At 39.5% G+C, this 22,595-nt stretch carries 17 protein-coding genes and 1 pseudogene; 17 read left to right on the top strand and 1 reads right to left on the bottom strand.

Going from position 1 to position 22,595, the window contains the following annotated elements; translation table 11 throughout:
* The first annotated feature begins 88 nt into the window (after nt 1-88).
* From pyrH to rbfA, 13 genes are all read left to right on the top strand, one after another.
* On the top strand, nt 89-811 hold the full coding sequence (pyrH, locus tag OS139_RS04535) for a UMP kinase (RefSeq protein WP_002293877.1): 723 nt from the start codon (nt 89-91) through the stop codon (nt 809-811).
* Between the two features lie 2 nt (nt 812-813).
* On the top strand, nt 814-1,371 hold the full coding sequence (gene frr / locus OS139_RS04540) for a ribosome recycling factor (RefSeq protein ID WP_002293875.1): 558 nt from the start codon (nt 814-816) through the stop codon (nt 1,369-1,371).
* Between the two features lie 194 nt (nt 1,372-1,565).
* Entirely contained in the window at nt 1,566-2,378 is an 813-nt protein-coding gene (locus OS139_RS04545; protein ID WP_002294134.1) for an isoprenyl transferase, read from the top strand.
* Nucleotides 2,375-3,175, top strand: coding sequence for a phosphatidate cytidylyltransferase (locus OS139_RS04550; protein WP_002294135.1), 801 nt, complete (start codon nt 2,375-2,377; stop codon nt 3,173-3,175). The genes OS139_RS04545 and OS139_RS04550 overlap by 4 nt, the downstream gene beginning before the upstream one ends.
* A 161-nt stretch (nt 3,176-3,336) precedes the next feature.
* On the top strand, nt 3,337-4,605 hold the full coding sequence (rseP, locus tag OS139_RS04555; RefSeq protein WP_002294136.1) for an RIP metalloprotease RseP: 1,269 nt from the start codon (nt 3,337-3,339) through the stop codon (nt 4,603-4,605).
* A gap of 67 nt (nt 4,606-4,672) precedes the next feature.
* Nucleotides 4,673-6,382 carry a proline--tRNA ligase gene (locus OS139_RS04560; RefSeq protein ID WP_002297401.1) on the top strand — a complete coding sequence of 570 codons (1,710 nt, stop codon included), beginning with the start codon at nt 4,673-4,675 and terminating at the stop codon, nt 6,380-6,382.
* 211 nt (nt 6,383-6,593) lie between these two features.
* On the top strand, nt 6,594-10,946 hold the full coding sequence (locus tag OS139_RS04565; RefSeq protein WP_002331469.1) for a PolC-type DNA polymerase III: 4,353 nt from the start codon (nt 6,594-6,596) through the stop codon (nt 10,944-10,946).
* A 143-nt stretch (nt 10,947-11,089) separates the two neighbouring features.
* Entirely contained in the window at nt 11,090-11,563 is a 474-nt protein-coding gene (gene rimP, locus OS139_RS04570) for a ribosome maturation factor RimP (RefSeq protein WP_002288499.1), read from the top strand.
* A gap of 23 nt (nt 11,564-11,586) precedes the next feature.
* Nucleotides 11,587-12,762, top strand: coding sequence for a transcription termination factor NusA (nusA, locus tag OS139_RS04575; protein WP_002288500.1), 1,176 nt, complete (start codon nt 11,587-11,589; stop codon nt 12,760-12,762).
* A gap of 21 nt (nt 12,763-12,783) precedes the next feature.
* Nucleotides 12,784-13,077, top strand: coding sequence for an RNase P modulator RnpM (rnpM, locus tag OS139_RS04580; RefSeq protein ID WP_002288501.1), 294 nt, complete (start codon nt 12,784-12,786; stop codon nt 13,075-13,077).
* A complete protein-coding gene (locus OS139_RS04585) occupies nt 13,074-13,385 on the top strand; it encodes a YlxQ-related RNA-binding protein (protein ID WP_002288509.1) in 312 nt (103 codons plus the stop codon). Before rnpM ends, OS139_RS04585 begins: the two co-directional genes overlap by 4 nt.
* A gap of 12 nt (nt 13,386-13,397) precedes the next feature.
* A complete protein-coding gene (gene infB / locus OS139_RS04590; protein ID WP_002288511.1) occupies nt 13,398-15,704 on the top strand; it encodes a translation initiation factor IF-2 in 2,307 nt (768 codons plus the stop codon).
* A 26-nt stretch (nt 15,705-15,730) separates the two neighbouring features.
* Entirely contained in the window at nt 15,731-16,078 is a 348-nt protein-coding gene (gene rbfA / locus OS139_RS04595) for a 30S ribosome-binding factor RbfA (protein WP_002294142.1), read from the top strand.
* Between the two features lie 156 nt (nt 16,079-16,234).
* On the opposite strand, the pseudogene OS139_RS04600 reads toward rbfA, so the two are convergent.
* Nucleotides 16,235-16,690 (bottom strand): annotated as a pseudogene (locus OS139_RS04600) (carbohydrate ABC transporter permease); the annotation flags it as partial.
* Between the two features lie 164 nt (nt 16,691-16,854).
* On the opposite strand from OS139_RS04600, the gene OS139_RS04605 reads away from it, so the two are divergent.
* The 4 genes from OS139_RS04605 (at nt 16,855) to OS139_RS04620 (ending at nt 22,591) form a co-directional block, all read left to right on the top strand.
* Complete coding sequence (locus OS139_RS04605) at nt 16,855-19,218, top strand: phosphoketolase family protein (RefSeq protein WP_016628266.1); 2,364 nt, start codon at nt 16,855-16,857, stop codon at nt 19,216-19,218.
* A 367-nt stretch (nt 19,219-19,585) separates the two neighbouring features.
* On the top strand, nt 19,586-20,509 hold the full coding sequence (gene truB, locus OS139_RS04610) for a tRNA pseudouridine(55) synthase TruB (RefSeq protein ID WP_002331466.1): 924 nt from the start codon (nt 19,586-19,588) through the stop codon (nt 20,507-20,509).
* Nucleotides 20,510-20,512: 3 nt separating this feature from the next.
* The gene (gene ribF / locus OS139_RS04615; protein WP_002288521.1) at nt 20,513-21,454 is read left to right on the top strand and encodes a riboflavin biosynthesis protein RibF; all 942 of its coding nucleotides are present in this window, start codon (nt 20,513-20,515) and stop codon (nt 21,452-21,454) included.
* A 351-nt stretch (nt 21,455-21,805) separates the two neighbouring features.
* Nucleotides 21,806-22,591, top strand: coding sequence for a glucose-1-dehydrogenase (locus OS139_RS04620; protein ID WP_002331464.1), 786 nt, complete (start codon nt 21,806-21,808; stop codon nt 22,589-22,591).
* The last annotated feature ends 4 nt before the right edge of the window (nt 22,592-22,595 follow it).

Raw genomic sequence — 22,595 nt, forward strand, 5'->3', positions numbered from 1 at the left:
TTTAAGCAAAACAAGAAAAACCAGTCTTAGAGTGTCGAAATCATCTAAGTATGGTAAAATGGCAATAGAAAATATTGGAGGAATGAACATGGTCACACCGAAATATCAGCGTGTAGTCTTAAAATTGAGTGGAGAAGCTTTAGCTGGGGATGCAGGATTTGGAATCAAACCACCAGTAATCAAAGAAATCATCCAAGAAATCAAAGAAGTTCACGAGCTGGGCGTTGAAATGGCAATCGTTGTGGGCGGCGGAAATATCTGGCGCGGACAAATCGGAGCACAAATGGGCATGGAACGTGCTCAAGCTGATTACATGGGTATGTTAGCTACAGTTATGAATGCCTTAGCTTTACAGGATACGTTGGAAAACGTGGGTGTACCGACACGCGTGCAAACTTCGATTGAAATGCGTCAAATCGCAGAGCCATATATTCGCCGTAAAGCAGAACGTCATTTAGAAAAAGGACGGATCGTTATCTTTGCAGGCGGTACCGGCAACCCGTACTTCTCGACAGACACAACAGCAGCATTACGCGCGGCAGAAATCGGCGCAGATGTTATCCTGATGGCTAAAAACAATGTAGACGGTGTTTATTCTGCTGACCCGAAAGTAGATGCAAATGCAGTAAAATTTGAAGAACTGACTCATCTGGAAGTTATTGCCAAAGGATTACAAGTCATGGATTCAACTGCAAGTTCACTAAGCATGGATAATGATATTCCACTGCTTGTCTTCAATTTAAATGAACACGGAAATATTCGCCGTGCAATCTTAGGCGAAAATATCGGAACAACTGTAAGGGGGAAATAAAAATGGCAGATGCAATTATGACAGAAGCAAAAGAAAAAATGAAAAAAGCAGCACAAAATCTTCAACGTGAACTTGGGCAAATCCGCGCAGGCCGTGCGAACGCTAGCCTTTTGGACCGTATTACTGTGAACTACTACGGTGCGCCAACACCATTGAACCAAATGGCATCAATCCAAATTCCAGAAGCACGTGTTTTAATGATCACACCTTTTGACAAGAGCATTCTTCAAGATGTTGAAAAAGCTATTATGGCAAGTGATATCGGAATCAGTCCAACCAATGATGGAAATGTCATTCGCTTAGTTATCCCGCAACTGACAGAAGAACGCAGAAAAGAATTAGCTAAAGATGTTAAAAAAGAAGCAGAAAATGCAAAAATCGCGATTCGTAACATCCGTCGTGATGCGATCGATGAATATAAAAAACAACAAAAAAATGGTGATATTACCGAAGATGATTTGCGCGGATTAGAAAAAGACGTACAAACATTGACAGATAACAGCATCAAAGAAGTAGATAAGATCGCTGCTGATAAAGAAAAAGAATTATTGGAAGTTTAATAAAATCATAAAAACAGAGGGGCGGATCATTCCGCTTCCTCTGTTTTTATTTATATTTCTTTTATTTAAAAATTAAAAAAAGAAAAAATTATTCAGTTTTTAAATAAAAAAACAATGATTTCATAGGAAAAACAGTTAGATATTGCTATAATACTTAAGATAGTGGGAATCTTTTAAGTATAGGAGGAAAAAGAATGTTACGTTTTTTTCCGCAAAAAAACAAATATATTCAAGAAAAAAGCGAATTTCAATTTAATACCGATGGACCAATTCCTCAGCACATTGCCATCATCATGGACGGCAATGGTCGTTGGGCGCAAAACCGTCGTTTGCCACGAGTTGCTGGCCATAAAGAAGGCATGGAAACAGTAAAGAAAGTCACAAAAAAAGCATCAAGGCTTGGAGTGAAAGTGTTGACGCTTTATGCCTTTTCGACTGAAAACTGGAAGCGACCAAAAGATGAAGTAAGTTTTCTCATGCAACTACCTGTCGACTTCTTTGATACGTTCGTACCAGAATTGATTAAAGAAAATGTCAAAGTTCATGTCATGGGTTATGAAAACGTATTGCCAGAACATACGCAAGATGCTGTAAGACGTGCAATTGAGCAAACAAAAAACAATACTGGAATGGTATTGAATTTTGCTTTGAATTATGGAAGTAGAGCAGAGATCGTGACTGCTGTCCAAGAAATTGCCGAAGAAGTAGCAAAAGGAGAAATACACGCAGAAGAAATCGATGATGAATTGATTGCTAAGCATTTAATGACAGGTTTCTTGCCTAAAGAGTTACAAGATCCTGAGCTGATGATCCGTACAAGTGGAGAAGAGCGAATTAGTAATTTTCTGTTATGGCAGATCGCATATAGTGAGCTGTATTTTACAAAAGCGCTTTGGCCTGATTTTGATGGTGCGCATCTTGAAGAAGCAATCGCCTCTTATCAAAATCGAGACCGTCGATTCGGCGGTGTAAAAAAAACAGAAGATGAGAAAGGGGATCAGTCATGAAACAACGTGTGATCACAGCAGCTGTGGCGCTAGTCTTGTTTATTCCGATTATATGGATCGGAGGCATAGCGGTTGAGCTTACAGCAGCAATCTTAGCGGTAGTAGGAGTTTACGAGCTGTTCCGGATGAAAGGATTGACACTCTTAAGTTTTGAAGGAGTTTTATCCGCCGTTGGTGCAGTGTTACTTGTTTTGCCAAAAGAAAGATGGTTTTTCTTTCTTCCAGAGAATGTAAGTACATTTATGTTATTTTATCTTATAGTTATGATTCTTTTAGGAACATCAGTTATTTCTAAAAATACGTATACGATTGATGAAGCAGGTTTTCCTGTGCTTGTCAGCTTGTATGTGGGAATAGGCTTCCAGAATTTTGTCAATGCACGAACAGAAAGCTTGGCTGTTTTGATATTTGGTCTATTTATTGTTTGGGCAACTGATATCGGAGCATATATGGTTGGTCGACGTTATGGTCAGCATAAGTTAAGTCCTGATATTTCGCCCAACAAAACGATTGAAGGTGCGCTCGGTGGTATCGGTAGTGCTGTTGTAGTCGCATTTCTTTATTTATTGCTATACCCAGCAAAAGAACTATTCAATCATGGTATGTTTGTCATGCTTCTGATGACGATTATTTTTTCAGCAGTCGGACAATTTGGTGATTTGGTCGAATCTGCAATCAAACGTCATTATGATGTGAAAGACTCGGGAAATATCTTACCAGGCCATGGTGGAATCTTAGACCGTTTCGACAGTTTGCTGTTTGTATTTCCTATCATGCATTTATTTGGCATTATTTAGTAAGTATACCTGCGTTTCTTTGTGAATTTCATAAAAGACGCAGGTTTTTATTTTTCATTATATTGATACTATTGGTGTCTTTGGTATACTATGGTAAAATTATAGTGTTTTATCGTTGTTTTATAAAAAACATAAAAAAACAAGTAAAGGAGAAAAAAGCTATGAAAACGATTCTGACATTTATCATCGTTTTTGGTATATTAGTGATTGTTCATGAGTTTGGTCATTTCTTCTTTGCGAAACGATCAGGAATCCTCGTTCGCGAATTTGCTATCGGTATGGGTCCGAAAATTTATGGGCATCAAGCAAAAGACGGGACAACATATACGCTTCGCCTATTACCTATTGGCGGTTATGTTCGAATGGCAGGCAATGGGGATGATGAAACAGAAATGGCACCAGGAATGCCTCTTTCTCTTTTACTAAATTCTGACGGCATCGTAGAGAAGATAAATTTAAGTAAGAAAATCCAATTGACAAATGCTATCCCGATGGAATTGAGCCGTTATGATTTAGAAGATGAGCTGACTATCACTGGTTATGTGAATGGAGACGAAACAGAAGTAGTAACCTACCCTGTTGATCACGATGCGACGATTATTGAAAACGACGGAACAGAAATCAGAATTGCGCCAAAAGACGTACAGTTCCAATCGGCTAAATTGTGGCAGCGTATGCTGACCAACTTTGCTGGACCCATGAATAACTTTATTTTGGCAATCGTGTTATTCATCATTCTGGCATTTATGCAAGGTGGTGTTCAAGTGACGAACACTAATCGCGTAGGAGAGATCATGCCTAATGGAGCTGCGGCAGAAGCAGGCTTAAAAGAAAATGATGAGGTAGTCAGTGTGGACGGAAAAGAAATCCATTCATGGAATGATCTGACAACAGTCATTACGAAAAATCCAGGTAAAACATTAGACTTTAAGATCGAACGAGAAGGTCAGGTGCAATCTGTCGACGTGACACCGAAATCTGTAGAGTCAAATGGCGAAAAAGTTGGCCAACTTGGTATAAAAGCCCCAATGAATACAGGTTTTATGGATAAGATTATTGGAGGGACGCGTCAAGCTTTCAGCGGTTCATTGGAAATTTTCAAAGCCTTAGGATCACTATTTACAGGTTTCAGTTTAGATAAATTAGGTGGGCCTGTCATGATGTACCAATTGTCTTCAGAAGCAGCAAATCAAGGTGTAACAACTGTTATTAGTTTGATGGCGCTTCTTTCAATGAATCTCGGAATCGTCAATCTGCTTCCGATTCCTGCCTTAGATGGCGGGAAATTAGTCTTGAATATTTTTGAAGGGATTCGCGGGAAACCATTAAGTCAAGAAAAAGAAGGAATATTGACATTAGCTGGCTTTGGATTTTTAATGTTGTTGATGGTGCTAGTTACATGGAACGATATTCAACGATTCTTTTTCTAGAAAAAGTTGACAAATAGGGTATAATAACAAACGATAACTATTTTGAGGAAATAAAGGAGTATATAGAATGAGACAATCAAAAATGTTGATTCCAACATTACGCGAAGTTCCAAATGATGCAGAAGTATTAAGCCATCAAATCTTGCTAAGAGCTGGATATATCCGCCAAGTATCAGCGGGTATTTATTCATATCTGCCATTAGCAAATCGTGTATTGGAAAAACTGAAACGCATTATGCGGGAAGAATTTGAAAAAATCGGAGCGGTAGAAATGCTGATGCCTGCCATCTTGCCAGCAGAACTTTGGGAAGAATCCGGGCGTTACGAAACATATGGACCAAACTTGTATCGTTTCAAAGACCGCAATGATCGAAAAATGATCCTTGGACCAACTCACGAAGAAACTTTTACTGATTTGATGCGTAATGAAATCAATTCATATAAGAAATTACCTTTAAATCTTTATCAAATCCAACCTAAATATCGTGACGAAAAACGACCTCGCTTCGGTTTGCTTCGCGGAAGAGAGTTTATCATGAAAGATGCGTATTCTTTCCATGCAACGGAAGAAAGTTTGGACGAGACATATAAAGATTACGAAAAAGCCTATACCGAAGTATTCAAGCGTTGTGGCTTAGAATTTCGCTCGATCATCGGAGACGGCGGCGCAATGGGCGGGAAAGACTCAAAAGAATTCATGGCAATCTCAGAAATCGGGGAGGATACGATCTGTTATTCGACTGAAAGTGATTATGCTGCAAACTTGGAGATGGCTACAAGCTACTATGTATCAAAAAAATCGCATGAAACACAGCTTGAATTGGAGAAAGTAGCTACACCTAACGTAAAATCAATTGACGAAGTAGCAGATTTCTTTTCTGTTGAACCTCAAAAAATCATCAAGTCTGTATTGTTCATTGCGGATGAACAACCTGTCCTTGTTTTGGTACGCGGAGACCATGAAGTCAATGACGTAAAACTGAAAAACTTTTTATCTGCTGACTTTTTAGAAGAAGCAACAGAAGAAGAAGCACAAAAATATCTAGGTGCTGAGTTTGGTTCTGTCGGACCAGTCGGTGTTTCAGATGACGTAAAAGTATATGCAGACCGTTATGTCCAAGATTTAGCGAATGCCATTACTGGAGCGAACGAAACAGGATTCCACTATAAAAATGTGAATCCAGAACGCGATTTCACTGTGCTTTCTTATGAAGATCTTCGTTTTGTACAAGAAGGAGATCCTTCACCAGACAACAACGGTGTTCTTGCCTTTACTCGAGGAATCGAAATCGGACATATCTTCAAAATCGGCACTCGTTACAGTGAATCTATGGGAGCAACCGTTCTAGACGAAAACGGACGAGAAAAATTTGTGATTATGGGCTGTTATGGTATCGGTGTAAGTCGTTTATTATCAGCAATCGTAGAACAACATTCAGATGAACAAGGAATCAATTGGCCAAAAGGAATTGCGCCATTTGATCTGCATATCGTCCAAATGAATCTAAAAGACGAATACCAAACAAACCTGACGAATGAACTAGAAGAAGCGATGACAAAAGCTGGCTATGAAGTACTGGTTGATGACAGAAATGAACGCGCAGGAGTGAAATTCGCGGATTCTGATTTGATTGGCTGTCCAATAAGAATCACTGTCGGTAAAAAAGCAGTGGATGGAATCGTAGAAGTGAAAATCAAGAAAACTGGCGAAATGGTTGAAGTACGTAAAGAAGAATTGGCGAATACTTTACCAATCCTCTTGAACCAAGGCGAATAATAAGCGTTAAAACACAGAAAATAAAAATAGCTGAATCAGCTGTTTTTGACAATCTGATGATTCGCTTTTAAAATTGGAACTGCGATTCAAATCGCAGTTCCAATTTTTTAATGTAAAACTCAGAAAAAACGAGTATACTAAAAGGTACTGAAAAAGAAGAGGATAAGATGCGATCAATTGCATTGTTTCTCATCAGAAAGGGCGTATATCTTTGTCAGAAAAACGAGATTTATTTGAAAAACTGTTGGAACAAATCCAACTAGAGGAAGCAGAAAGAAATCATCCACTGCTTACTGCTGGTGAAATGGATAGTGTAGTGGTCCATCGTAAATCGCGTTTATGGGAATTTACGCTGCATTTTTCCAAAATTTTGCCTATTATGCTATATCGGTCATTGATTCAGCATCTGACTATCGCTTTTAAAGATATTGCACAAGTCAAACTGAATATCTTAGCAGATAACCAGACATTCGATGAACAGCTCTTGCAAGATTACTGGGCCCAAGCTTTGGAAAATCAGCAATGCGATACACCACTAGCACAGCAAGTATTGAAAACGCAGGTACCTGTGATAAAAGATCGTAAAGTCATCTTGCCAATCGACAGTACAGGAGCTATTTCTTATTTGAAGCAACAATACTTGCCATTAGTAGAAGAGTTGTTCGTCAGTTACGGATTCCCAAAATTTCGTATCGAACCAGAAGTGGATGAGCAGCAAGCGGAACGAGTATTGAAACTTTTTGAAGAACGCAAACAAGAACAGGCAGAAGCCTTTATGAAGCAAGCAGCTGAAAGTCTAGTTGTCCACGAACAAAAGAAAAAGGAAAGAAAAGAGCAATCGCCAGCTCTTGAAGGACCCATCCAGCTAGGACGAAATATTCCAGCCGATGAACCAACGACACCAATGATCAGTATCGTTGAAGAAGAACGAAGAGTTACACTTGAGGGGTACGTATTCGACAAAGAAGTCAGAGAACTACGTTCAAAACGCAAGATCTTGACTTTGAAAATCACAGATTATACTTCATCATTTATCGTCAAAAAATTCTCGAACGGCGAAAAAGATGAACAAGTATTTGATGCGATCAGTGTCGGTAGCTGGTTAAAGGTACGAGGAAGTATTCAAGAAGATACGTTTGTCCGTGATTTGGTCATGAATGCGCAAGATATCATAGAAGTCAAACATACACCTCGCAAAGATTATGCTCCTGAAGGGGAAAAACGAGTAGAGCTTCATGTTCATAGCAATATGAGTACGATGGATGCAACAAACAGCATCTCTGATCTTGTGGCACAAGCAGGGAAATGGGGACATCGAGCTATCGCCATTACAGACCACGGTGGTGCGCAAGCCTTTCCGGAAGCACATAGTGCTGGAAAAAAAGCAGGTGTGAAAATCTTATACGGCGTGGAAGCGAATGTCGTAGATGATGGTGTCCCAATTGCTTATAATGATGCACATGAAGCATTGAGTGAAGCCACATATGTCGTATTTGACGTGGAAACGACAGGATTGTCTGCAGTATATGACACGATCATCGAGCTAGCCGCAGTCAAAATGTATAAAGGAAATGTGATCGAAAGCTTTGATGAATTTATCGATCCAGGACATCCTTTGTCACGAACAACGGTAGATCTGACTGGTATCACAGATGAAATGGTTCGAGGATCAAAGTCGGAAGAAGAAGTATTGCGGATGTTCCTTGAATTTTCAAAAGATACAATTTTGGTAGCCCACAACGCGGCTTTTGATATGGGGTTCTTGAATACTAGCTACGCAAGGTATGGTATTCCTGAAGCAGCCAATCCAGTTATTGATACGTTGGAATTAGCTAGATATCTGTATCCTCAATTCAAACGTTTCGGATTAGGTGTGTTATCTAAAAAATTTGGTGTCAGCTTGGAACAGCATCACCGAGCAATCTATGATGCTGAAGCAACTGGTCACTTAGCATGGATCTTTGTGAAAGAGGCAATGGACAATCATAACATGCTTTATCATGATCAGCTAAATGAGCATATCGGAGAAGGAGATTCTTACAAAAGGGCTCGACCTTTCCATGTAACGATTTTAGCAAAAAATCAGGCAGGACTGAAAGATTTATTCAAACTGATTTCAATGTCGAATGTCGAATACTTCGAACGCGTCCCACGAATACCACGCTCCCAATTGAAAAAGATGCGTGAAAATCTATTGATCGGCTCAGCTTGTGATAAGGGAGAAATATTCGAAGCCATGATGCAAAAAGGGGTAGAAGAGGCAAGAAACCGAGCAAAATTCTACGATTATATTGAAGTTATGCCAAAAGCGGTCTATGCGCCTTTGATCGAGCAAGAATTGGTAAAAAATGAACATGATTTGGAAGAAATTATCCAAAATTTGGTAGAAATCGGAAAAAGTTTGGATAAAATCGTTGTTGCAACAGGTAATGTACATTATCTGAACGAAGAAGATGCCATTTACCGAAAAATTTTGATCAATTCTATGGGCGGAGCGAATCCGTTGAATCGTCATAGTTTGCCGGATGTCCATTTCCGAACAACCGATGAGATGCTAACTGCATTTCACTTTTTAGGGGAAGAAACAGCGAAAGAGATCGTAGTAGAAAATACGAATAAAATCGCAGATATCTGCGAAGAAGTGATTCCAGTCAAAGATGAACTTTATACACCGAAGATTCCAGGTTCAGAAGATGAAATATCAGAATTGAGTTACACAAAAGCAAAACAAATGTACGGAGATCCGTTACCTGAGATCATTCAAAAACGATTAGAAAAAGAGTTGAATTCTATTAATGGTAATGGCTTCTCGGTTATTTATCTGATCGCCCAAAAACTAGTGCATAAAAGTAATGAAGATGGCTATCTAGTAGGTTCACGTGGCTCTGTTGGCTCTAGCTTTGTTGCGACGATGACAGGAATCACTGAAGTTAATCCGTTAGCCCCTCATTATTATTGTCCAGAGTGCCAATATTCCGAGTTTTTTGAAGATGGTACGTATGGTTCTGGATTTGACATGCCAGAAAAACAATGTCCAAAATGTGGTGCACGCTTAAACAAAGACGGTCATGATATTCCATTTGAGACATTTTTAGGATTCCATGGAGACAAAGTGCCCGATATTGATTTGAACTTCTCAGGTGATTATCAAGCAGAAGCCCATAACTATACGAAAGTATTGTTTGGCGAAGACTATGTTTACCGTGCCGGAACGATTGGTACAGTCGCCGACAAAACAGCATATGGCTATGTAAAAGGATACGAAAGGGACAATAATCTGCAGTTTCGAAGTGCAGAAGTCGACAGATTAGCAAAAGGCGCTACTGGAGTCAAACGGACAACCGGCCAGCATCCAGGGGGGATCATCGTTATTCCCGATTATATGGATGTCTATGATTTTACGCCGATCCAATACCCAGCAGACGATCAAAATTCGGAATGGAAAACGACTCATTTTGATTTCCACTCGATTCACGATAATGTATTGAAATTAGATATTCTAGGGCATGATGACCCAACTGTTATTCGGATGCTTCAAGATTTATCAGGGATCGATCCACAAACGATCCCTACGGATGACCCGGAAGTGATGCGGATATTTGCCGGTCCTGAAGTACTTGGAGTAAGTCAGGAACAAATTTATTCCAAAACAGGGACATTAGGTATTCCAGAATTCGGCACTCGTTTTGTTCGAGGGATGCTAGAAGAAACGCATCCTACAACTTTTGCAGAACTACTGCAAATTTCCGGACTATCTCATGGTACAGACGTATGGTTAGGAAATGCGGAAGAATTGATTCGACGAGGAGATGCGACACTGGCGGAAGTAATCGGCTGTCGTGATGATATTATGGTTTATTTGATCCATGCTGGATTAGATAGCGGGATGGCATTTAAAATCATGGAAACTGTTCGTAAAGGACAATGGAACAAGATCCCTGATGAATTGCGAGAAACCTATCTATCGGCGATGAAAGAAAATAATGTGCCCGACTGGTATATCGATTCTTGTTCAAAAATCAAATATATGTTTCCGAAAGCCCATGCTGCAGCTTACGTATTGATGGCTCTTCGTGTCGCTTATTTCAAGGTTTATTTCCCTATTTTGTATTACTGTGCATACTTTTCTGTACGTGCAGACGACTTTGATCTAGTCTCCATGTGCAAAGGAAAAGATGCTGTGAAACAAGCAATGAAAGAAATCACGGACAAAGGATTAGATGCTTCCGTAAAAGAAAAGAATCAACTGACAGTGCTGGAGTTAGCCAATGAAATGCTGGAACGAGGATTCAAATTTGGAATGATTGATTTGTATAAATCGGATGCCGTTAACTTTGTTATTGAAGGTGATACGTTGATCGCACCATTTAGAGCTGTCCCAAGTTTGGGAACCAACGTGGCAAAACAAATCGTTGAAGCAAGAAAAGACGGTCCATTTTTATCCAAAGAAGATCTTGCCACCCGCGGTAAAGTTTCAAAAACATTGATCGAATATATGAACGACAATGGCGTATTGAAAGATCTACCAGATGAAAATCAATTATCGTTATTCGATATGCTATAAGCATCTGTTTTCCTGTCTGCTTGTAATTTTAAGCAGAGTATGGTATAGTTCTTATAGGTAATGATACTAACTGTGAGTGAGCGGATTTTTCGCTCACTCTTTTTAATGGAATTACGCACTTAATTTTTAAGGAGGCGAAACTTTTGAGTAGCGTCGTTGAAACAGTCACAGAAATGGTGACACCGATTTTAGATGAACAAAATTTTGAACTTGTCGAAGTCGAATTTGTAAAAGAAGGAAAAAGCTGGTTCTTACGAGTATTTATTGACAAAGAAGGCGGTATCGATATCGAAGAATGCGCCTTTGTCAGTGAGAAACTGAGTGAAAAACTTGATGCAGCAGATCCAGATCCGATTCCTCAAGCTTATTTCCTGGAGGTATCCTCCCCGGGAGCAGAGCGGCCATTGAAAAAAGAAAGCGACTATGAAAAGGCACTTGGTGATTATGTCCATGTCTCCTTATACCAACCAGTAGATGGCGAAAAACAATATGAAGGATTTCTTCAATCATTTGATGCTGAACAGCTTACATTGAAAATACGCATAAAAACACGAGAAAAAGAATTGACTTTTGACCGAAAAAATATTGCAAAAGCTCGCTTAGCTATCCAATTTTAATCACGGAGAGGAATCAGAAAAAAATGAGTAAAGAAATGTTAAATGCGTTAGACGCTTTAGAAGCTGAAAAAGGGATCTCAAAAGAAATCGTGATCGATGCTTTAGAAGCAGCATTGGTTTCTGCATACAAACGTCACTATGGCCAAGCACAAAACGTCGAAGTGGAATTTGATCAGAAAAAAGGAAAGATCCATGTCTATGCGGTAAAAGAAGTAACGGAAGAAGTGATGGATTCACAGTTGGAAGTCTCATTGAAAGATGCACTTTTAATCAATCCAGCATATGAGATCGGTGATACGATCCGTTTTGAAGTAACACCAAAAGATTTTGGGCGGATCGCTGCGCAAACGGCTAAACAAGTTATTTTACAGCGTGTACGTGAAGCAGAAAGAACGATTATTTATAACGAATTCAGTGCTTATGAAAAAGACATCATGCAAGGAATCGTCGAACGCCAGGATAAACGTTATATTTATGTCAATCTTGGTAAAATTGAGGCAGTTCTTTCTAAACAAGATCAAATGCCAAATGAATTTTATCAACCACATGATCGAATCAAAGTTTATGTTTCCCGAGTAGAAAATACGTCTAAAGGTCCGCAAGTATTTGTTAGCCGCAGCCATCCAGACCTATTGCGTCGCTTATTTGAACAAGAAGTACCAGAAGTCTATGATGGAATCGTTGAAATTGTCAGCATCGCCCGTGAAGCTGGCGATCGTTCAAAAGTGGCAGTTCGCTCAAATGATCCAAATATCGATGCAGTCGGTACATGTGTCGGGCCAAAGGGACAACGAGTTCAAGCAATCGTCAATGAATTAAAAGGCGAAAACATGGATATCGTCGAATGGAATGAAGATCCAGCTGTATTCATTGCAAATGCATTGAATCCTGCACAAGTCATGGATGTGATCTTCGATGAGACAAATCCAAAGGCCTGCACAGTTGTCGTTCCAGACTACCAATTATCGCTAGCAATCGGTAAACGCGGACAAAATGCACGTTTAGCTGCTAAATTGACTAACCATAAAATCGATATCAAATCAGAATCTGACATGACGGAATTTTATGAAAATCAAGAACAACAAAAAGAAACAGAAGAACTGCATGATGAAGCAATCGTTCAGTCAGATTTAACAGACGATGAATATGAAACAATTGCATTCAACAATGAAACGGTCGAAGAAAAACCAGAAGCTTAACTTTAGTAAGGAGGCAAAGAGATGAAACAAAGGAAAATTCCTTTACGCAAATCCGTGGTTTCAGGTGAAATGAAACCTAAAAAAGAGATGGTCCGAATCACCCGTTCAAAAGAAGGGGAAGTATCGATCGATCCAACTGGAAAAATGCCTGGACGAGGAGCGTATGTCTCACTTGAGCCGGAAGAAGTACAACAAGCTTGGGATAAAAAAATTCTCGATCGAGTACTCGAAACAACATTAACAGATGAGTTTTATCAAGAACTTCTTGACTATGTCACTCACCAAAAAGCACGTAAAGAGTTATTTGGAAAATGAATACAGTTAATCGGCAAAAAGCCATGAATCTCATCGGTCTAGCGATGCGCGCGGGAAAACTAATCACGGGTGAAGAACTGACCATTGCTGAAATCCGCAAACAAAAAGCAAAATTGGTGTTTGTGGCAACCGATGCAAGCGAGAATACAAGAAAAAAGATAAAAGATAAGAGTTCATATTATGAAGTTCCTTGCTTTGAGCTATTTTCTGAAGCAGAAATCACGCAGATGATCGGAAAACCTCGCAAGGTATTCGGAATAATGGATGCCGGATTTGCGAAGAAGACCAAGGAGCTAATTGAAGGTTAGGAAGGTGATTGCATGGGCAACAAAAGAATCTATGAATTAGCAAAAGAACTCAAAAAATCTAGTAAAGACGTCGTGGAAAAAGCACAACAACTTGGCATCGATGTGAAAAACCATATGGGTGCGATTACTAGCAATGATGAGAAGAAATTGCAACAAGCGTTCAAAAACCCAAGCACGAAACAACAAGCTGCACAACAAGCAAGCAGAAAACCAGCCAATCAACAGCCGAACGATCAACGTAAAAAAGAAACAACGAACAATCAACAAAAAAATAAAAATAACCGCAGTTATCAAGATCGCGGTCAAGGGAGCGGTCAAGTGAATCAAGGAAAAAAACCAACAACAAACCAAAATAATACGGGAAATACCAGCAGCCAAAATCGTCAAGGAACGAGCCAAGGCGGCAATCAAAACCGTACTAACAATAACAACAAACCAAACAATAACAATCGCGGCAAATTTAATAATAATAACCGTAATCGTTATAATAAAAAAGGTAAAAAAGGCAAACAGCAACAATCAACTAAACCAGCTGTACCACCACGCAAATTCCGTGAATTGCCAGATGTATTAGAGTATACTGAAGGTATGAACGTAGCAGATATTGCGAAAAAAATTCATCGTGAGCCAGCAGAAATCATTAAAAAATTATTTATGCTTGGTGTCATGGTCAATCAAAACCAAGCACTGGATAAAGATACGATTGAACTGTTAGCGACGGACTATGGCATGGAACCACAAGAAAAAGTCCAAGTTGACATTGCTGATATCGATAAATTCTTCGAGGCAGAAGAAGTCGATCCAGATAAATTAGTCTCACGTCCGCCAGTAGTAACGATTATGGGACACGTAGACCACGGGAAAACAACCTTATTGGATACATTGCGCCATTCACGTGTAACAAGCGGCGAAGCAGGCGGAATCACGCAGCATATCGGTGCCTACCAGATCGATATTGATGGTAAACCAATCACTTTCTTGGATACACCAGGACATGCGGCCTTTACAAGTATGCGTGCACGTGGAGCAAGTATCACAGATATCACGATCTTAGTTGTTGCTGCAGATGATGGCGTCATGCCACAAACAGTTGAAGCAATCAACCATGCCAAAGCTGCAGGCGTTCCAATCATCGTCGCTGTAAACAAAATTGATAAACCAGGTGCAAATCCTCAGCATGTTATGCAAGAATTAAGTGAGTATGAATTAATTCCTGAAGCATGGGGTGGAGAAACGATTTTTGTTGAGATCTCAGCGAAATTCGGCCAAAACATCGAAGAATTGCTGGAAATGATCCTGTTAGTCGCAGAAGTAGAAGATTTAAAAGCAGATCCAACACAACGCGCAATCGGAACAGTGATCGAAGCACGTCTTGATAAAGGTAAAGGTCCTGTGTCAACCTTACTTGTCCAAGAAGGAACACTTCATGTTGGTGACCCAATCGTTGTCGGTAATACTTACGGACGTGTCCGTGTAATGACAAACGATCTTGGCCGTCGCGATAAAGAAGCAGGACCTGCAACGCCAGTAGAAATCACTGGCTTGAATGATGTACCTCAAGCAGGTGACCGTTTCGTAGTCTTCGAAGACGAAAAGACAGCACGTGCAGCGGGTGAAGAACGCGCGAAACGTGCATTATTAGAAAACCGTGCTGCCACAAGCCGTGTGACTTTGGATAACTTATTTGAAAGCCTGAAAGAAGGCGAATTGAAAGAAGTTAACGTAATCATCAAAGCAGATGTACAAGGTTCAGCAGAAGCACTGGCTGCATCATTGAAGAAGATTGATGTGGAAGGTGTCCGTGTAAAAATCGTCCATTCAGCTGTCGGAGCAATCAATGAAAGTGATGTAACCTTAGCAGCAGCCAGCAACGCTATTATCATCGGTTTCAACGTTCGTCCTACACCGCAGGCAAAAGTGCAAGCTGATACTGAAGAAGTCGATATTCGTCTTCACCGTATCATCTATAAAGCCATCGAAGAAATCGAAACTGCGATGAAAGGGATGCTAGACCCTGAATTTGAAGAAAAAATCACCGGTCAAATGATCGTTCGTGAAACCTTCAAAGTTTCTAAAGTTGGTACGATTGCAGGTGCCTATGTAACAGAAGGATATATTCGTAGAGATAGCGGTGTCCGTGTAATCCGTGACGGAATCGTAATCTATGAAGGCCAACTTGCAAGTCTGAAACGATTCAAAGATGACGTGAAAGAAGTCAAAATGGGTTATGAATGTGGTGCAATGATTGAAAAATTCAATGACATCAAAGTAGATGACGTAATTGAAGGATTTATCATGGAAGAAGTCAAAAATGACTAAAAACTGATAAAAGGAGGCCAATCATTATGGCTAACTACCGTGACCGCCGAGTCGGTCAAGAAATCTTAAAAGAAGTCAATGATATTTTGCGCAAAAAGGTCCGTGACCCTCGTGTGGAGAACGTAACGATCACAGATGTGAAAGTTACGGGGGACTTACAGCAAGCAACGATCTATTACAGCATTTTATCTGACTTAGCATCAGATAAGAAAAAAGCACAAGATGGATTGAATAAAGCATCAGGATTGATTCGTCGAGAGTTAGGGCACAATCTAAGTATTTATAAGACACCTGAATTGTTCTTTGAACTTGATGAATCAGTTGTCTATGGGAACCATATCGATGAATTGCTTCGCGACTTGAACAAAGACTAATCAAAAATTCCCGCAAATCCTGTGAAATCAGGGGTTGCGGGATTTTTTTGTTTTCATTAAGACGTATTACCTAAGAGTTCCATGACTTTAGTCTGGTAGCGTGTCAGCTAACCAAAAAAGAGAAAAAGAAAAGTAAAAAATTCGACTTTCTTTTTTCTAGCAGTATATAAATTTTTGCATATAGATAAAGATCAAGATACCGATAACGGAAGCTAGATTGTAATCTATTTTAGTGACAGTCAGGTATAGCCAAGTAACTAGAAGATCAGTGGAACCTGCACCATAAAAGTTTGAATTGTCGGTCCGTTGACAGTTAAAAGAAAAATCACGTTGAAGTTATTGATATTTCCGATTACGCCGCTTTGATTTGGTCACACTCCAAATTTTGGATAATCCCTGTAGAAATTAGCATAGTAGCTGGGATACCAATTCACATATTGACAAAGATAACAGAGACTTTTACATAAAACGGATCAATCAGGAAAGGAATTGCTCGATCCAGCCCCAGTTTTCCAACAATGTGTTAACTGGCCCAGCGTCATTCAGCAAATTATGCATGATGAGGAGCGAAATGAACTGCGGAACAGCCATTGTGATAACGACAAGTTTTTTGGATCAATGTAAAAAACGTCAGCGAAAGGAAAAATTTCGTGGTTTTTTATACCTGTTCATTTGGCTAGATATAAAATCCAAACAAATGAACAGAAGTGCTTATTAGGTTTCAATTGGGAGTATCTGCGCTAGAATAAGAGTAATAATGAAAAGGAGTGTTATGTATGGATTATTCTAGTAAAGAATACTTTGATAAAATGACGGCTTGGTGGCGTGCTGCTAATTATCTTTCTGTTGGGCAACTTTATCTTAAAGATAACCCCTTACTGAGACGCACACTGAAACCAGAAGATGTCAAAAAACATCCAATCGGTCATTGGGGAACGATTCCTGGCCAAAATTTTATTTATGTCCATTTGAACCGAGTCATCAATAAATATGATTTGAACATGTTTTATATTGAAGGGCCAGGACACGGCGGACAAGTCATGGTATCGAATGCTTATTTAGATGGAAGTTACACAGAGATCTATCCAGAAGTAACGGAAGATGAGACAGGAATGCAAAAATTATTCAAGCGATTTTCATTTCCTGGAGGCATTGCTTCTCATGCAGCACCAGAAACACCAGGTTCTATCCATGAAGGCGGAGAGCTTGGATACTCTCTTTCACATGCAGTAGGAGCTGTATTAGACAATCCTGAAGTAATCTCTGCTGTCGTGATTGGTGATGGTGAAGCAGAAACCGGTCCTTTAGCTGGAAGCTGGTTCTCAAATGTCTTTATCAATCCAGTGATAGATGGAGCTGTTTTACCGATCCTTCATTTAAATGGTGCAAAAATAGCCAACCCAACGATCTTGGCACGTAAATCAGATGGAGAATTAGCAAATTACTTTAACGGACTTGGCTGGGAACCTTTCTTTATTGAAGGAAATGATTCAGAAAAATTAAATCCTGTTATGGCTGAAAAAATGGATCAAGCAATCGAGAAAATTAAATCCATCCAAAAAGAAGCTCGCCTGAAGACAGCAACAGATGTCGTGATGCCAAAATGGCCAGTATTGATCGTACGCACACCAAAAGGATGGACCGGTCCAAAAGAATGGGACGGGGAACCAATTGAAGGCACCTTCCGAGCACACCAAGTACCGATTCCTGTAGATCAAGAACATATGGATCATGCAGATGCTTTACTCCGTTGGCTGAAATCCTATGAACCAGAAAAATTATTTGATGCACAAGGACGTATTTTAGAAGAAATCAGAGAAATCGCGCCTACTGGTGACCAAAGAATGGCAAAAAATCCTATCATCAATGGTGGAATCGATCCAAGACCGCTTATTATGCCAGATTGGAAAAAATATACTTTGCAATTTGAAAAACCAGGCTCCGTTAAAGCAGAAGATATGACCGAACTTGGTAAATTCGTTCGCGAGATCATTGAGAAAAATCCAGAAAATTTCCGTATATTTGGACCAGATGAAACAAAATCAAACCGATTGAATCAAGTTTTCAAAACGACAAATCGCCAATGGATGGAAAAAATCGAATCAGAAAATGATGAATGGCTTTCGCCATCTGGTCGCGTCATCGACAGTCAATTATCGGAACACCAAGATGAAGGGTTCTTAGAAGGGTACGTTCTGACTGGACGGCATGGTTTTTTTGCAAGTTACGAATCATTCTTGCGAGTGGTTGACTCTATGTTGACTCAGCACTTCAAATGGATGCGGAAATCACATGACCTTTCTTGGCGAAAGGATTATCCTTCGCTGAATCTCATTGCAAGCTCAACAGTCTTCCAGCAAGATCACAATGGATATAGCCACCAAGATCCAGGAATATTGACACATTTGGCAGAAAAGAAGGCGGAGTTCATCCGTGAATATCTGCCTGCGGATGCAAATACATTGCTCGCAGTCATGGATAAAGCATTCCGCTCGTCAGAAAAAATCAATTTGATCATCTCTTCCAAACATCCGCGTGCTCAATTTTACTCAGCAGAAGAAGCAGCCGTCTTAGTGAATGAAGGCTTGAAAATCATTGATTGGGCTTCGACAGCAAAAGAGGAGGAACCTGAATTGGTCATTGCTGCTGCAGGAACGGAATCTAACTTAGAAGCATTAGCAGCTGTAACTTTGCTGCTGGAAGAATTCCCAAAACTAAAAATTCGGTTCATCAATGTCGTAGATTTATTGAAATTACGTCATCCAAGTCAAGATCCGCGTGGGTTGAGCGATGAAGAATTTGATCAATATTTTACAAAAGACAAACCGATCTTATTTGCTTTCCACGGTTATGAAACATTGGTCCGCACGATTTTCTTTGATCGTCATAACCATCATTTAATGATTCATGGCTACAAAGAAAATGGAGATATCACGACACCATTTGACATGCGTGTAGTAAATGAACTTGATCGTTATCATTTGGCAAAAGACGCAGCTTTAAAAATCAAAGGAAGTCAAGCAGAAGATTTTGCGAAAAAAATGGATCAGAAATTACAAGAACATCAAAACTATATTCGTGAAAATGGTATTGATCTGCCAGAAGTATTGGATTGGAAATGGAAAAAACTTGACCAATAAAATGATAAAATCGATCCCGCAAAACAGAATTTTTTACATTGATTAAGAAACTGAAAAAATAAATAAAAAAAACGGAAAAAAGACTGGAAGAATGGCCAGTCTTTTTTTTCGTTTTTGGGAAGTGAAAACCAAACTATTTACCTGTAAGCCACCCATAAATCCAATCAAATGGTGCAAAGAAAAAATCTTCCATTCTATTCCCTCCTTTAAAAAAGCATAACATGATTTCTATTTACGTGAGCATGAATTTTGTTACGTTTTTATTGCCGAAAAATAAAAACCGTTCATTATGATGTCAAATTCGTCAGTAATTGATGCAATGTGTTATAATAATTCAGTTAAATCAAAAATGAAATGGAGAAAAGACATGGACGGGTTATTACCTTTATGGAAAGAACGCGGAATGACAAGTCATGATTGCGTATTCAAATTAAGAAAAATCTTACATACGAAAAAAATCGGACATGGGGGTACGCTTGACCCAGACGTAGACGGTGTGTTGCCCATTTGTATTGGAAAAGCCACAAAAGTTATCGAATATTTGACAGATTCTGGGAAAATCTATGTAGGCGAGATAACTCTAGGTTTCAGTACAACGACGGAAGATCGATCCGGAGAACGGGTAGAAACAAAACCAGTAGATATGTCTTTATCTGAAGAAAAAATAGATGAAGTGATGGCTTCATTTATTGGTGAGATCACCCAGATACCACCAATGTACTCAGCGGTAAAAGTCAACGGTAAGCGGTTATATGAATATGCCCGCAATAATGAAACAGTGGAGCGGCCTGTTAGAAAGGCTCAGATTTACCGTTTTATCCGGACAAGTGAATTGACAAGAGACGAAGTGACAGGAACCATTTCTTGGCGCTTCGAAGTAGAATGCGGGAAAGGAACCTATGTCCGCACATTAGCTGTAGATACAGGCAAGAAACTTGGTTACCCTGCGCACATGTCTGATCTGACCCGAACAGCAAGTGCCGGTATGTCCCAGAAGGATGCTCTGACATTAGAAGAAGTAGCTCAAGCTGTGAAAAATGGGACAATCGATGATTGTTTGCTGCCAATAGAAAAAGGAGTGGAACGGTTCAAACGAGTAGATATTACTGATAAAGTATGGCAGAAAGTAAAAAACGGTATGAGACTTAATTATACTGTATTTGCGCTCCCAGAAATGCCGTCAGAAGAAATTGCTTTGTTTTATAAAGGAAAAGTTGTCAGTATCTATCAGCCAAACCCGAAAGAAAAAAACAAATTAAAACCTAGTAAAGTATTGAGAAATGAGGAATAACGAATGAATATCATCAAGATCAGACATCCTTACCAATCAGAACAAATTCCAGAAGACGATGTCGTTTTAGTGCTGGGATTTTTCGACGGCGTGCATATCGGACACCAGAAAGTCATAAAGACAGGTATGGAAATTGCACAAAAAGAAGGATTGAAATTAGCATTGATGACTTTCAATCAGCATCCATCTATTGTCTTTAAAAAGATCGATCCTAGCAGCGTGAAATATTTGACTAGCCTTAAGCAAAAAGAAGAAAAAATGGCCGCTTTGGGTATAGATTATTTATATGAAGTTGATTTTACTTCTTCTTTTGCTCATTTAGCACCGCAGGAATTTGTTGATCAATACATCGTAGGGTTACATGCAAAATATGCTGTTTCCGGTTTTGATTATACGTATGGACCAAAAGACATTGCAGATGTCGCTCATTTTCCTGAATATGCCAAAGGAAGATTCAAAATCGTCACAGTTTCTAAAGAAGAAGAACAAGGTGAAAAAATCAGCTCTACCCGTATTCGAGGATTACTAGACAGCGGACAAGTAAAAGAAGCAGCAAAACTATTAGGTTGCACATATGAGGTAGAAGGGGTAGTTGTCCATGGCGATGCACGAGGCAGACTACTAGGATTCCCTACAGCAAATGTCAAAGTAAAGAGCACAGTTCATTTGCCTAAAGAAGGTGTTTATGTATCGGAAATAAAAATTGGGGAAACTTGGTATCCAGCCATGGGTTCAATTGGACATAATGATACATTCGGTGAAGGACGGGAGCTGACTGTAGAATTGTATATTTTGGACTTTAATCAAGATATCTATGGTGAACATGTCGCAGTACGCTGGAATCAATTTTTAAGAGATCAAGTGAAATTTTCTAGTGTAGAGGAATTGATTGAACAACTCAAAGAGGATGAACAAGCAACAGCTGAATATTTTTCTCAGCAATAAAACATTATGCATAAAATCTCTTGTTTATGTATAACTAGCAATTACAATAAAATGGGTGATAAATAAGCCCAGGAAAGGGGCTGTGACAAAAGTCTTGTCACAGCCTTTTTTTCCAAATAAATGGTTTTTCAGAAGTAGCTTCTTCGGAAATAAGCCGAAATTTCTTGAAGCTGACCACTTCTGTCACAACCTCTTTCTTTATAGAAATAAAAGGACACTAGCAATTCATGAAAACGATTGCCAGAGCGTATCATTTGCTTTAGACTATATATCTTGGTGTACACTCACTTTAAGACGGAAATAAAAGTTATCCGTAATAACAGGTTTAGGTATGAAAAAGGAGTGGGTACTATGTACAAGGAATTAGAAAACAAAGTCGCAGTAGTAACTGGTGGCTCAAAGGGGATTGGAACAGCGATTGCTCAACGATTCGGGAAAGAAAAAATGAATGTAGTTGTCAACTATAACTCGGATAAAGAAGGAGCAGAAAAAGCAGTCAAAGCAATCGAAGAGGCAGGCGGAAAAGCAGTCTCTGTACAAGCAGATGTCAGTTCTGAAAAAGGAATACAGCGTTTACTTGATACGGCTTTAGAAAATTTTGGGACACTGGACGTTTGGGTTAATAATGCTGGGATGGAAAATCAGCATCCAACCCATGAACTTAGCCTTGAAGATTGGGAAAGAGTGTTAAAAGTCAATTTGACTGGCGTTTTTATCGGAACGAAAGCGGCTTTAAATTACTTTACAGAGAATAATAAAAAAGGAAATATCATCAATATGTCTTCTGTTCATGAACAGATCCCATGGCCAACTTTTGCTCATTACGCTGCTTCAAAAGGCGGGGTAAAATTATTTACCGAAACGGTAGCAATGGAGTATGCACCGAAGGGAATCAGAATCAATAGTATAGGCCCTGGTGCTATCCGTACACCTATTAATGCGGCAAAATTTGATGATCCTGAACAAAAAGAACTCTTGGAAAGTATGATCCCACTAGGACGCGTAGGTGAACCAAAAGAAATAGCGGCGACAGCTGCATGGTTGGCTTCAGACGAATCCAGTTATGTTACAGGTATTACACTATTTGCAGATGGTGGGATGACTTTATATCCTTCTTTCCAAGGTGGAAAAGGATAAGGGT

This window comes from Enterococcus sp. E4-223 (assembly GCF_035727065.1).
Classification (GTDB): Bacteria; Bacillota; Bacilli; order Lactobacillales; family Enterococcaceae; genus Enterococcus_B; species Enterococcus_B faecium.

What these genes read in the sequence shown, in the direction of transcription:
- pyrH (WP_002293877.1), top strand. Translation starts at nt 89, where the DNA reads ATGGTCACACCGAAATATCAGCGTGTAGTCTTAAAATTGAGTGGAGAA.
- frr (WP_002293875.1), top strand. Translation starts at nt 814, where the DNA reads ATGGCAGATGCAATTATGACAGAAGCAAAAGAAAAAATGAAAAAAGCA.
- OS139_RS04545 (WP_002294134.1), top strand. Translation starts at nt 1,566, where the DNA reads ATGTTACGTTTTTTTCCGCAAAAAAACAAATATATTCAAGAAAAAAGC.
- OS139_RS04550 (WP_002294135.1), top strand. Translation starts at nt 2,375, where the DNA reads ATGAAACAACGTGTGATCACAGCAGCTGTGGCGCTAGTCTTGTTTATT.
- rseP (WP_002294136.1), top strand. Translation starts at nt 3,337, where the DNA reads ATGAAAACGATTCTGACATTTATCATCGTTTTTGGTATATTAGTGATT.
- OS139_RS04560 (WP_002297401.1), top strand. Translation starts at nt 4,673, where the DNA reads ATGAGACAATCAAAAATGTTGATTCCAACATTACGCGAAGTTCCAAAT.
- nusA (WP_002288500.1), top strand. Translation starts at nt 11,587, where the DNA reads ATGAGTAAAGAAATGTTAAATGCGTTAGACGCTTTAGAAGCTGAAAAA.
- rnpM (WP_002288501.1), top strand. Translation starts at nt 12,784, where the DNA reads ATGAAACAAAGGAAAATTCCTTTACGCAAATCCGTGGTTTCAGGTGAA.
- OS139_RS04585 (WP_002288509.1), top strand. Translation starts at nt 13,074, where the DNA reads ATGAATACAGTTAATCGGCAAAAAGCCATGAATCTCATCGGTCTAGCG.
- infB (WP_002288511.1), top strand. Translation starts at nt 13,398, where the DNA reads ATGGGCAACAAAAGAATCTATGAATTAGCAAAAGAACTCAAAAAATCT.
- rbfA (WP_002294142.1), top strand. Translation starts at nt 15,731, where the DNA reads ATGGCTAACTACCGTGACCGCCGAGTCGGTCAAGAAATCTTAAAAGAA.
- OS139_RS04605 (WP_016628266.1), top strand. Translation starts at nt 16,855, where the DNA reads ATGGATTATTCTAGTAAAGAATACTTTGATAAAATGACGGCTTGGTGG.
- truB (WP_002331466.1), top strand. Translation starts at nt 19,586, where the DNA reads ATGGACGGGTTATTACCTTTATGGAAAGAACGCGGAATGACAAGTCAT.
- ribF (WP_002288521.1), top strand. Translation starts at nt 20,513, where the DNA reads ATGAATATCATCAAGATCAGACATCCTTACCAATCAGAACAAATTCCA.
- OS139_RS04620 (WP_002331464.1), top strand. Translation starts at nt 21,806, where the DNA reads ATGTACAAGGAATTAGAAAACAAAGTCGCAGTAGTAACTGGTGGCTCA.